A 12,255-nucleotide genomic window follows, 5' to 3' on the forward strand; every position below is an offset into this window, starting at 1 on the left:
GGACGCGAGGAGGCCCGCCCCACGGCATTGTGGGGCGGGCCTCCGGTTCGTGTCGCTCAGTCCTCGCCGAGGTACGCCTTGCGGACGGACTCGTCGTGGAGCAGGTTCTGCCCCGTGCCCGAGAGGACGATCTTGCCGATCTCCATGACGTGACCGTGGTCCGCCAGGGCGAGCGCGGCCTGGGCGTTCTGCTCGACGAGCAGGATCGTGGTGCCCTGGGCCTTCAGCTCGGCGATCGTCGCCATGATCTTCTGCATCATGATCGGGGAGAGGCCCATGGAGGGCTCGTCGAGCATGAGCAGCTTCGGCTGGGACATCAGCGCCCGGCCCATGGCGAGCATCTGCTGCTCGCCGCCGGAGAGCGTGCCGGCCGCCTGCTTGCGACGCTCGCCCAGGATCGGGAAGAGGTCGTAGGCGCGCTGGACGTCCTTGGCGATGCCGGCGCCGTCCTTGCGGAGGAAGGCGCCGAGGAGGAGGTTCTCCTCGATCGTCATCCGGGGGAAGATGTGTCGGCCCTCGGGGGAGTGGGCCAGCCCCAGCGAGACGATCTTGTGCGCGGGGATCTTGCGGAGGGACTTGCCCTCGAACTTGATCTGGCCGCCGACCGGCTTGAGCAGCCCGGAGAGGGTCCGGAGGGTGGTGGTCTTCCCGGCTCCGTTGGTGCCGATGAGGGTGACGACCTCACCGGCGTCGACGGAGAAGGAGATGCCCTTGACGGCCTCGATCTTTCCGTAGGCGACGCGCAGGTCCTCGACTTCGAGCAGTGCGGTCATGCGTCGTTCTCCTTGCCCGAAGCAGGGTCGTGCGGGGTGTCCGCGGAGCGCTCGGCGGTGTCGGCCGATGCCTTCGAGGACGGTGCTTCACCGTCGGCCGGGGCCTCGGCGGCGGGTGCCTCGTCGGCGTCCGGTGCCTTCTCGGACGCGTCGGCCTCCGGGGTCTCCTGAGGTTCCGGATTCTCCGGGGCCTCCTGAGCCTCTGGGGTCTCCTGAGGTTCCACGGCGTCGGCGGCCTCGGGGGCGTCAGCGGCCTCCGGGGCGTCCGGGGTCTCCGGGGCGTCCTCCTGCGCTGCGTCCGACTCGACGGGCTCACCCAGGTACGCGGCGATGACCCGCTCGTCGCTCTGGACGGTCGCGCTGTCGCCCTCGACCAGCTTCTGCCCCTGGACGAGCACGGCGACCCGGTCGCAGAGGTTGAAGATGAACCGCATGTCGTGCTCGATGACGAGCACCGCGATCCCCATGTCCCGGATGGCGAAGATGAGTTCTTCCGCCGCCCGGGTCTCCTGCGGGTTCATGCCGGCGGTGGGCTCGTCGAGCAGGATCAGGCCGGGGTCGCTCGCGAGGGCGCGGGCTATCTCCAGCTTGCGCTGCTCTCCGTACGGCAGGTTCTTCGCGAGGTGCTGCGCCTTGTCCTGGAGGCCGATGAATTCCAGCAGCTCCATGGCCCGCTTTTCGGAGGCCGCTTCGGCCTTCTTGAAGCCGGGGCCGCGCAGCAGGGCCGACCAGAGGCCCTCCTTGGTGCGGGTGTGGCGTCCGACGAGGACGTTCTCCAGGACCGTCATGTTGCCGAAGAGGCGGATGTTCTGGAAGGTGCGCGCGATGCCGGCCGCGGTGACCTTGAACGACTTCGGCGGGAGGACCCGGCCCTTGTAGCGGACCTCGCCCTCGGTGGGGATGTAGAGACCGGTGAGGCAGTTGAAGAAGGTGGTCTTGCCGGCACCGTTGGGGCCGATGAGCCCCACGATCTCGCCGCTGTTCACGGTGAGGTTGACATCGCGTACGGCGGTGAGGCCGCCGAACCGCATGGTGACCCCGCGTGCGTCGAGCACGGTTTCCGGGGCGTCCGGTTCGGTGGTGGTCTCGGCCGTCTGGGTGGTGGTCGTCATGGCTCAGGCACCTGCCTTGGCGAGCGCGGCGGGCGTCTCGTCGTTCTCGTGGAACTCCAGCTGGTTGCGCCGGTTGGCGATCATGCCCTCCGGGCGGAAGCGCATGAGCAGGATCAGTGCGACGCCGAAGGCGAGCAGCTGGAATTGGCCCATGAACTGGAGCTTGTTGGGGATGAGGAACAGCAGGGAGGCACCGACCAGCGGACCGCTCATGGTGCCCATGCCGCCGAGGACGACGGCGGCGAGCAGGAAGGCGGAGTTGGGCGGGATCGGGCCGGCGAAGAGGTACTGCTCCGGGGTCACCGTGTAGGTGACGTGGGCCTGCACGGTGCCGGCGAGGCCGGCGAGCGAGGCGCCGAGTGCGAAGGCGATGAGCTTGACCCGGAAGCCGTTGATGCCCATGGCGAGCGCGGCGGTCTCGTCCTCGCGGATGGCGACCCAGGCGCGGCCGATGCGGGAGTTGCCGCTGCGCCGGAAGACCAGCACGACGACCGCCGTGATCAACAGCATCAGGAAGAAGTAGTTGGCGAAGCGTCCGATGGTGAAGCCGGCGATGTTGTGCTCGGCGCCGAAGTCGAATCCGAACATGTTGAGGTTCGGGATGGACGCGATGCCGTTCGAGCCGTTGGTGATGTCGGGGCCGGACGTGCCGTCGGTGTTGTTCACCGCGATGCGGAAGATCTCACCGAAGCCGAGGGTGACGATGGCGAGGTAGTCGCCGCGCAGTCGCAGGGTCGGGGCGCCGATGAGGACGCCGAAGACCAGGGACGCGGCGGCGCCGACCAGGACGGTGGCCCAGAAGGGGAAGTGCACGCCGAACGGGGAGGTCGGGGCGCCCGACACGAGGGCCGCCGCGTAGGCGCCGACACCGAGGAAGGCGACGTAGCCGAGGTCGAGGAGGCCGGCGAGGCCGACGACGATGTTCAGGCCCAGGGCGACCGTGGCGAAGATCAGGATGTAGACGCCGAGCGTCGCGTACTGGTCGTCGGTCTGGGTGAAGGGGAAGAGCGCCGCGGCGGTGAACGCGCCCGCGATGGACAGGTTCTGGTGCTTGCCGGTGAGCTGGGTGGCCTGTGCGATCAGCCCCGACTTGCTGAGTGCGGCGAAGCCGAAGCCGGTGGTGATCAGGAAGCCGAGGAACTGCTCGTCGTACTCGGTGCCCACGCCGTAGGTGAAGACGCCGAGTGCCAGGGCGAGGATCGCCGTGATGATCAGGATCTCGACGGCGGAGTTCATGGCGGGCAGCCGGCGTACGGGGCCGCTGGCGATGCAGGCCTTGAAGGTGGCCCAGCCGTCCCTGAGTCCGTGCTTGGCCTGGTCCCAGGTGCTGTCCTCGGGGTCCATGGGGAGCAGCTTCGGCCGCTCGAAGGGGAGGGCGAAGGCGCCGAGGAGGGCAGCCAGGGAGGCGACCGCGACGACCGCGCCGCCCGGCTCCAGGTTGATCGGGCCGCCGAGGTCGACGCTGATCGCGCCGATGGTGAACCAGGCGATGGCGAAGTTGGCGAGTGCGGCGAGCTTGAGGGCTCCGTCGCTGCCCGCGGGGTTCAGCCAGCCGGTGCCCTTGACGCCGTACGAGGAGAGGGCGAGGAGGGTGGTGAGCAGACCCGTGACCAGGACCTGCAGCTGGAGGCCGCCCGGGTAGCCGTAGACGGTGAGGTCACCCGGGAAGCGGGTGGTCCAGGTCCAGGCGAGGAAGCAGCTGGCGATGGTGAGGGCGCCGCCGCCCAGGGCGAGGGCGCGACCGGCCTTGGCCGGTATGAAGCCGATGAGGCCGGTTGCCTCGGTCGGCGTGGTTTCGGAGGCCGAGGGGGCCTTGGGGTTCTCGGAGAGAGTGGTCATGGTGCTCACGCCCTGTCCGCGACGCGCTCGCCGAGCAGGCCCTGGGGCCGGGCGAGGAGTACGACGATGAGGAGTACGAAGGCCCAGACGTCGGCCCAGGACTGGCCGCCGAGCTGCTGCATGCCGGGGATGTGGCTGATGTAGGCCGTTGCCATGGTCTCGGCGACGCCGAGGACGACACCGCCGATCATGGCTCCGTAGATGTTGCCGATGCCGCCGAGGACCGCTGCGGTGAAGGCCTTGAGGCCGAGGAGGAAGCCCATCTTGTAGTCGACGACGCCGTACTTGAGGCCGTAGGCGACGGCACCGACGGCGGCGAAGGCGGCGCCGAGGGCGAACGCGATCACGATGATCCGGTCGGTGTTGACGCCCATGAGCTTGGCGGTGTCCGGGTCCTGGGCGGTGGCCTGCATGCCGCGACCGGTGCGGGTGCGCATGACGAAGAAGGCGAGGAAGGCCATGCAGATGGGGGCGGCGATCAGGAGGAAGACGTCGCCGGTCTGGATGGTGACCGAGCCGATTTCGATCGGGCCGCCGGGGATCTGCGGGAAGGTCCGGGCGGACTTCGCCTCCGGGTACAGGGACCAGACGGCCTGCTGGAGGGCGAGGGAGAGGCCGATGGCCGTGATGAGGGGGGCGAGGCGGGGGCCACCGCGCAGCGGGCGGTAGGCGAGGCGTTCGGCGCCGACGGCTATGGTGACCGCCACGAGGACGGCACCGATGATCATGAGGGGCAGGGCGACCCATATGCTGGTGCCACCGGGCAGGATGAGCCAGACCGTGAGCGCCCCGAAGCCGCCGGTCATGAAGATCTCGCCGTGGGCGAAGTTGATGAGCTGGACGATGCCGTAGACCATCGTGTAGCCGACGGCGACCAGCCCGTACATGGATCCCAGTAGCAGGCCGTTGACCAGCTGCTGCGGCAGTTCGTTCACCGCATTGTCCTCCGAGACTTTCGACGGATGTGACACCGCGCGGGGAGCCTGGTGCGGCCCCCCGCGCGGTGAAGGTGGTGCTTGAAGAGGTGGGACTGCTGAGGATCAGCCGCCGAAGGTGCCGGACTCGATCGGCTTGTACGCGCCGTTCTCGACCTGGTAGACGGTCAGCTGCTTGTTGGTGGTGTCACCGAACTCGTCGAAGGAGACCGAGCCGGTCACGCCCTCGAAGGAGACGGTCTGCATGGCGTCGACGACCTTGGCGCGGGCGTCGTCGGGGAGCTTGCCGTTGTTGCCGTCGACGACCTTCTTGACGGCCTCGATGATGGCCCAGGTCGAGTCGTAGGAGTAGCCGCCGTAGGCCTCGTAGGCCTCCTTGTAGCCCTTGGCCTTGTAGTTGGCCAGGAACTCCTTGGCGGACTGGAGGGTCTCGATCGGCGAGCCGACGGAGGTCGCGATGTCGCCGTTGGCCGCGGCGGCGCCGGCGAGCTTCACGTACTCGGGGCTGTAGAGCGCGTCACCGCCGACGACGGTGACCTTGGCGCCGGCTTCCTTGATCTGCTTGGCCAGCGGGCCGGCGGCGGGGTACTCGCCACCGTAGTAGACGACGTCGGCGCCGGAGCTCTTCACCTTGGTCGCGACCGCGGAGAAGTCCTTGGTGTCCGGGTTGATGTGCTCGGTGCCGAGGACCTTGCCGCCGAGCTTCTCGAACTCGCCCTTGAAGGTGCCCGCGAGGCCGGCGCCGTAGGTCTTCTTGTCGTCGATGATGTAGGCCTTGGTCTTCTTGGCCTTGTTGAAGACGAACTGGGCGGCGAACGGGCCCTGGATGGCGTCCGTGGTGGCGGTGCGGAAGTACGACTTGTAGCCGCGCTTCTTCTCGCCGGTGGACCAGTTGACGCCCTGGCTCAGGGCCGGGTTGGTGTTGGCCGGGGAGACCTGCACCAGCTTGGCGTCGTCGAAGACCTTCTGCATCGACTCGGCGACGGAGGAGTTCAGCGGGCCGACGACGCCGAGGACCGTCTTGTCGGCGACGAACTTGGTGGCGTTCTGCTGGCCGGCGGAGGGCTGTGCCTGGTCGTCCAGGGACTCCAGCTTGAAGGTCACGCCCTTGACGTAGGCCTTCTCGTTGGCGGTTTTGACCGCGAGGTCGGCGGAGTTCTTGATGCCGAGGCCGAGGGCGGACAGCTCACCCGTGAGGGGCGCGTCGAGACCGATGGTCACGGTGACGTTGCCGTTGTCGCCGTTCTCGGCGCCGCCCTTGTCGTCACGGGAACCACAGGCGGTGAGCGTGAGCGCTCCCGCGGTGACCGCGGTGGTGAGTATGAGCAACGAACGGTTTCGCACGAAGGGGTCCTTTCCCTGGCGCGGCCCCCTCGGATTGAGGCGGTGCCGTGAAGCTGCGGAGCGAGGGGTGCCGTTTTGGAACGCCGGGCCGTACTGGGTTGGTACAGGCCGTGTACTAGGACGCGCCCGGCGGCGCGGTGACTGGCGGTGACTCTAAGCGCAGGTGGGGAGGGTCGGGGAGCGGCGTGGGAAGGATGTGACTGTCTTGTTATGCCGACGGGGGAAGAGTGTGCGCGGCGGCGGGGAAAACCGGGGCATAGGGGTCTGTAACGCAGTGACCACATGCTGAGAACGCGCAGTTCCGCTAAGGGGCTTGAGTGATTCTTGCTCCTGTCGCATCACTCGGCCGACTCTCCGGATATCGGACGGCGGCAGAAAGCTGAGCGGACGGAATGGCGCTGTTCCGCCGGTCCTCCTTTCGGTGCTCGAATGTCACGGAGAGTCATGATCGGCGGGGGAGGGGACGGCGAAGGGGCGGCACCGACCGGTGCCGCCCCTTCGTGAGGTGTGTGCGGTGCGTCAGGCGCCCGCGCCCGTCCCTGCTGCCGGAAGGTTCCCGGCGTCCTTCTCGGTGACCTCGCGCAGCAGGCAGGTCAGGCGTGCCGAGCACACCCGCCGGTCCTGCTCGTCGCTGATCACGACCTCGTAGGTGGCGGTGCTCCGCCCTCGGTGCACCGGGGTCGCCACTCCGGTGACCAGGCCGCTGCGCACCCCGCGGTGGTGGGTGCAGTTGAGGTCGACGCCGACCGCGATGCGGGACGCCCCGCCGTGCAGCATCGAGCCGATGGAGCCCAGCGTCTCGGCGAGGACGGCCGACGCGCCGCCGTGCAACAGTCCGTACGGCTGGGTGTTGCCCTCCACCGGCATGGTGCCCACGACCCGCTCGGCCGAGGCCTCCAGGATCTGCAGGCCCATCCGGTTCCCGAGGTGTCCGGCGGAGAAGAGCGCCGGAAGGTCGACGCCCAGCGCGGCGTACTCCTCTATGACCTCCTGCGGGAACTTCACGTGCTGCTGCTCACCCATGGGCCCGGCTCCGTTCGTCTTCGTACGGCTGCTGATCGCCTGCCGGCCGCGTGGTCGTGGTCGGCAGGTCGTGTGGTCGCGCCTGAGCAAACGCTTAGGCGGATCGTGATTGTTCCAGACGCACGATCACGGACTTGCTGGCGGGGGTGTTGCTGACGTCGGCCGTCGACTCCAGCGGCACCAGCACGTTGGTCTCCGGGTAGTAGGCCGCCGCGCAGCCGCGGGACGTCGGGTAGTGCACCACCCGGAAGCCGGGAGCCCGGCGCTCGGTGCCGTCCGTCCACTCGCTCACCAGGTCCGCGCGCACCCCGTCCGCGAGCCCGAACGCCGCCGCGTCCTCGGGGTGCACCAGCACCACCCGACGACCGCCCCTGATCCCCCGGTAGCGGTCGTCCAGACCGTAGATCGTGGTGTTGTACTGGTCGTGCGAGCGGAGCGTCTGCAACAGCAGCCGCCCCTCCGGCACCTCCGGGTACTCGACGGGTGCGGACGTGAAGTTCGCCTTTCCGGTCTTCGTGGGGAACCGGCGCTCGTCGCGCGGGGCGTGCGGCAGGGCGAAGCCGCCCGGAGCCGCCGCCAGACGGGCGTTGAAGTCCTCGAAACCGGGGACCACCCGTGCGATGCGGTCCCGGATCCGACCGTAGTCGGCCTCGAACTCCTCCCAGGGCGTGGCCGATTCCGCACCGAGGACGGCCCGGGCCATCCGGGCCACGATCGCCGGTTCGGACAGCAGATGGGGGCTGGCCGGCGGCAGGTTGCCCCGGGAGGCGTGCACCAGGCCCATCGAGTCCTCGACCGTGACGAACTGCCGCCCGCTCCGCTGGACGTCCTTGTCGGTGCGGCCGAGCGTGGGCAGGATCAGCGCGCGGGTGCCGGTGACCGCGTGCGAACGGTTGAGCTTCGTCGACACGTGCACGGTCAGGCGGGCGTTGCGCATGGCGGCCTCCGTCACCTCCGTGTCCGGCGTCGCCCCCACGAAGTTGCCGCCCATGGCGAAGAACACCTTCGCCTCGCCGTCGCGCAGCGCCTGGATCGAGCGCACCACGTCGAAGCCGTGGTGGCGCGGCGACACGATCCCGAACTCCTCGTCCAGGGCGTCGAGGAAGGCGGGCGCGGGCCGCTCGAAGATGCCCATGGTGCGGTCGCCCTGCACGTTCGAATGGCCGCGCACCGGGCACACTCCGGCGCCCGGTCGGCCGATGTTCCCGCGCAGCAGCAGGAAGTTGACCACCTCGCGGATGGTCGGCACGGAATGCTTGTGTTGGGTGAGGCCCATCGCCCAGCAGACGATCGTGCGCTTCGAGGCGAGCACCATGTCCAGGGCCCGCTCGATCTCGGAGCGGTCGAGCCCGGTCGCGGTGAGCGTCTCGTCCCAGTCGGCCGCCTTCGCCGCCGCGGCGAATTCCTCGTACCCGTGGGTGTGGTCCCGTACGAAGTCCTCGTCGACCGCCCCGTCCGTCTCCAGGACCAGCTTGTTGAGGAGCCGGAAGAGGGCCTGGTCGCCGCCGATCCGGATCTGGAGGAAGAGGTCGGTGAGCGCCGCTCCCCTCAGCATCCCCTGCGGGGTCTGCGGGTTCTTGAAGCGCTCCAGGCCCGCCTCCGGCAGCGGGTTCACCGAGATGATCCGGGCGCCCGAGGCCTTCGCCTTCTCCAGCGCCGAGAGCATCCGCGGATGGTTCGTCCCCGGGTTCTGCCCGGCCACGATGATCAGGTCCGCCCGGTGCAGGTCCTCCAGGGAGACGCTGCCCTTGCCGACGCCGATCGTCTCCGTCAGCGCCGAACCCGAGGACTCGTGGCACATGTTGGAGCAGTCCGGCAGGTTGTTCGTGCCGAACTCGCGGGCGAAGAGCTGGAGCAGGAACGCCGCTTCGTTGCTGGTCCGCCCCGAGGTGTAGAAGAGGGCCTCGTCGGGCGAGTCCAGGGCCCGCAGCTCCTCCGCCAGGATCGCGAAGGCCCGCTCCCACGTCACCGGCTCGTAGCGCTCGCCGCCCTCGTCGAGGAGGACCGGCTCGGTGATCCGGCCCTGCTGGCCCAGCCAGTAACCGCTGCGGTCCGCCAGGTCCGCCACCGGGTGCGCGGCGAAGAACTCCGGGGTCACCCGGCGCAGCGTCGCCTCCTCGGCGACCGCCTTCGCGCCGTTCTCGCAGAACTCGGCCAGGTGCCTCCGGTCTCCCTCCGGCCAGGCGCAGCCGGGACAGTCGAAGCCGTCCTTCTGGTTGACCTTGAGCAGGGTCCGCGCGGTGCGCCGCAGCCCCATCTGCTCCTGTGCGATCCGCAGGGTGTGCCCGATGGCGGGCAGGCCGGCTGCGGCGTGCTGCGGCGGCGTGACCTGCGGTGCGTCCTGAACCGGGTCACCGGCCGGCGGCTTGCTGACCATCGCGCTCTCCCTTGAGCGGTAATCCTGAGGCGTACGCCTCCGATCCTGTCACGCGACGCCGACGGCCCGGCACCCCGACCGTTGGGGATGGGATTGTCAGCGGGGCGTGGCAGGATCGTCCCGTGGCCGAGACAGCATCGAAGAACACCGTAGACACCCGCCCCCGTCTGCTCCTCATGGACGGACACTCGCTCGCGTACCGCGCGTTCTTCGCGCTGCCCGCGGAGAACTTCACCACCGCGACCGGGCAGCCGACGAACGCGATCTACGGGTTCGCCTCGATGCTGGCGAACACGCTCCGCGACGAGGCCCCCACCCATTTCGCCGTCGCGTTCGACGTGTCCCGCAAGACCTGGCGGTCCGAGGAGTTCCCGGAGTACAAGGCGAACCGCTCGAAGACCCCCGACGAGTTCAAGGGACAGGTGGAGCTGATCGGCGAGCTCCTCGACGCGATGCGCGCACCCCGCTTCGCCGTGGACGGCTTCGAGGCCGACGACGTCATCGCCACCCTCGCCACCCAGGCCGAGGCCGAGGGCTTCGAGGTGCTCATCGTCACGGGAGACCGGGACTCCTTCCAGCTGGTCACCGAGCACACCACGGTGCTCTACCCGACCAAGGGCGTTTCCGAACTCACCCGTTTCACGCCGGAGAAGGTCCAGGAGAAGTACGGCCTGAGCCCCTCGCAGTACCCCGACTTCGCCGCCCTGCGCGGCGACCCGTCCGACAACCTGCCGGGCATCCCCGGGGTCGGCGAGAAGACCGCGGCCAAGTGGATCAACCAGTTCGGCTCCTTCGCCGAACTCGTCGAGCGGGCGGAGGAGGTCAAGGGCAAGGCCGGCCAGAACTTCCGCGACCACCTGGAGGCGGTCAAGCTCAACCGTCGCCTGACCGAGATGGTCAGGGACGTCGAACTGTCGAAGGACGTGACGGACCTCGCCCGCGAGCCCTATGACCGCGCGGCCGTCGCCCTCGTCCTCGACACCCTGGAGATCCGCAACCCCTCGCTGCGCGAGCGGCTCCTCGCCGTTGACCCGGGTGCCGCGGAGGAAGCCGCTCCCGCGCCCGCCGCGGGCGTCGAGCTCGACTTCGCCGTCCTCGGCACCGGTGAGCTCGCCCCTTGGCTCGCCGAGCACGGCACCGAGCCCCTCGGCGTCGCCACCGTCGACAGCTGGTCCCTCGGCACGGGCAACGTGAGCGAGGTCGCCCTCGCCGCTGCCGGAGGCGCCGCCGCCTGGTTCGACCCCAGCGCCCTCGACGAGGCGGACGAGCAGGCATGGGCCGCATGGATCTCCGCCCCCGACCGGCCGAAGGCCATGCACAACGCCAAGGGCGCCATGCGGGTCTTCCCCGAGCACGGCTGGAGCATCGCGGGCGTCACCATGGACACCGCCCTCGCCGCCTACCTGGTCAAGCCCGGTCGGCGCTCCTTCGCGCTGGACGCCCTCACCGTCGAGTACCTGGGCCGTGAGCTCGCCCCGGCCGCCGCGGCCGACGGCCAGCTCGCCTTCGGCGCCGACGACACCGCCGAGGCCGAGGCCCTCATGAGCCAGGCGAGGGCCGTCCTCGACCTGGGCGAGGCCTTTGAGGAGCGGCTCGGCGAGGTGGGCGCCCGCGAACTCCTGCACGAGGTCGAGCTGCCGACCTCAGCCCTCCTCGCCCGCTTGGAACGGCACGGCATCGCCGCCGATCGGGACCACCTGGAGGCCATGGAGCAGCAGTTCGCCGGTGCCGTGCAGCAAGCCGTGAAGGAGGCCCACGCCTCCGTCGGCCACGAGTTCAACCTCGGCTCGCCCAAGCAGCTCCAGGAGGTCTTCTTCGGTGAACTGAACCTGCCGAAGACCAAGAAGACCAAGACCGGGTACACCACCGACGCCGATGCCCTCGCCTGGCTGGCCGGCCAGACCGAGCACGAGCTGCCCGTGATCATGCTTCGCCACCGGGAGCAGGCCCGACTCCGGTCCACCGTCGAGGGCCTGATCAAGACCGTCGCCGCCGACGGTCGCATCCACACCACCTTCAGCCAGACCGTCGCCGCCACCGGCCGGCTGTCCTCCACCGACCCCAACCTGCAGAACGTCCCGGTACGGACGGACGAGGGCCGGGCCATCCGCCACGGCTTCGTCGTCGGCGAGGGCTTCGAAGCCCTCATGACCGCCGACTACAGCCAGATCGAGCTGCGCGTCATGGCCCACCTCTCCGAGGACGAGGGCCTCATCGAGGCCTTCACGTCCGGTGAGGACCTGCACACCACCGTCGCCTCCCAGGTCTTCGGCGTCGAGCGGTCCGCCGTCGACGCCGAGATGCGCCGGAAGACCAAGGCGATGTCCTACGGCCTGGCCTACGGCCTCTCGGCGTTCGGCCTCTCACAGCAGCTGAACATCGACCCGGGCGAGGCCCGCGGACTGATGGACACCTACTTCGAACGCTTCGGTGGGGTGCGGGACTATCTGCACCGGGTCGTCGACGAGGCACGCGCCACCGGGTACACCGAGACGATGCTCGGCCGTCGCCGTTACCTGCCGGACCTCAACAGCGACAACCGGCAGCGCCGGGAGGCCGCCGAGCGGATGGCCCTCAACGCCCCCATCCAGGGCACGGCCGCCGACATCGTCAAGGTCGCCATGCTGGGCGTCGACCGGGCGCTCACGCAGGCGGGCCTCACCTCCCGGATGCTCTTGCAGGTCCACGATGAAATCGTGCTCGAACTCGCCCCCGGCGAGCGCGAGCGGGTCGAGGCCCTGGTCCGCGAGCAGATGTCGGCCGCCGCTGACCTCCGGGCGCCGCTGGACGTCTCGGTCGGCGTGGGCCCCAACTGGGACTCGGCGGCCCACTGATCCGGCCGCTCCGCGCGC

General features: G+C 69.5%; 8 protein-coding genes. 1 reads left to right on the forward strand and 7 read right to left on the reverse strand.

Annotation, left to right across the window (positions count from 1 at the left end):
• Window positions 1-56 precede the first annotated feature (56 nt).
• From ACFW2Y_RS01535 to ACFW2Y_RS01565, 7 genes are all read right to left on the reverse strand, one after another.
• The gene (locus tag ACFW2Y_RS01535) at window positions 57-773 is read right to left on the reverse strand and encodes an ABC transporter ATP-binding protein (protein ID WP_384871855.1); all 717 of its coding nucleotides are present in this window, start codon (window positions 771-773) and stop codon (window positions 57-59) included.
• Window positions 770-1,885: an ABC transporter ATP-binding protein gene (locus ACFW2Y_RS01540; RefSeq protein ID WP_384871858.1), complete on the reverse strand. Its 1,116-nt coding sequence runs from the start codon at window positions 1,883-1,885 to the stop codon at window positions 770-772. The genes ACFW2Y_RS01535 and ACFW2Y_RS01540 overlap by 4 nt, the downstream gene beginning before the upstream one ends.
• A 3-nt stretch (window positions 1,886-1,888) precedes the next feature.
• Entirely contained in the window at window positions 1,889-3,733 is a 1,845-nt protein-coding gene (locus tag ACFW2Y_RS01545; RefSeq protein ID WP_384871860.1) for a branched-chain amino acid ABC transporter permease, read from the reverse strand.
• Window positions 3,730-4,659 carry a branched-chain amino acid ABC transporter permease gene (locus ACFW2Y_RS01550; RefSeq protein ID WP_384871863.1) on the reverse strand — a complete coding sequence of 310 codons (930 nt, stop codon included), beginning with the start codon at window positions 4,657-4,659 and terminating at the stop codon, window positions 3,730-3,732. Before ACFW2Y_RS01550 ends, ACFW2Y_RS01545 begins: the two co-directional genes overlap by 4 nt.
• 105 nt (window positions 4,660-4,764) lie before the next feature.
• Window positions 4,765-6,003 (reverse strand): ABC transporter substrate-binding protein, encoded by a 1,239-nt coding sequence (locus ACFW2Y_RS01555; protein WP_384871865.1) that lies wholly within the window; start codon window positions 6,001-6,003, stop codon window positions 4,765-4,767.
• Window positions 6,004-6,522: 519 nt separating this feature from the next.
• Entirely contained in the window at window positions 6,523-7,026 is a 504-nt protein-coding gene (locus ACFW2Y_RS01560; protein WP_384871868.1) for a PaaI family thioesterase, read from the reverse strand.
• 94 nt (window positions 7,027-7,120) lie between these two features.
• Window positions 7,121-9,403 carry an FdhF/YdeP family oxidoreductase gene (locus ACFW2Y_RS01565; protein WP_384871870.1) on the reverse strand — a complete coding sequence of 761 codons (2,283 nt, stop codon included), beginning with the start codon at window positions 9,401-9,403 and terminating at the stop codon, window positions 7,121-7,123.
• Window positions 9,404-9,525: 122 nt separating this feature from the next.
• On the opposite strand from ACFW2Y_RS01565, the gene polA reads away from it, so the two are divergent.
• On the forward strand, window positions 9,526-12,237 hold the full coding sequence (gene polA, locus ACFW2Y_RS01570; protein WP_384871873.1) for a DNA polymerase I: 2,712 nt from the start codon (window positions 9,526-9,528) through the stop codon (window positions 12,235-12,237).
• Window positions 12,238-12,255 lie beyond the last annotated feature (18 nt).

Origin of the sequence: Streptomyces sp. NPDC058877 (assembly GCF_042742855.1) — a bacterium.
Lineage (GTDB): Bacteria > Actinomycetota > Actinomycetes > Streptomycetales > Streptomycetaceae > Streptomyces.

Coding starts and splice junctions, on each gene's coding strand:
- ACFW2Y_RS01565 (WP_384871870.1), bottom strand. CDS start 9,403: ATGGTCAGCAAGCCGCCGGCCGGTGACCCGGTTCAGGACGCACCGCAG.
- ACFW2Y_RS01560 (WP_384871868.1), bottom strand. CDS start 7,026: ATGGGTGAGCAGCAGCACGTGAAGTTCCCGCAGGAGGTCATAGAGGAG.
- ACFW2Y_RS01540 (WP_384871858.1), bottom strand. CDS start 1,885: ATGACGACCACCACCCAGACGGCCGAGACCACCACCGAACCGGACGCC.
- ACFW2Y_RS01535 (WP_384871855.1), bottom strand. CDS start 773: ATGACCGCACTGCTCGAAGTCGAGGACCTGCGCGTCGCCTACGGAAAG.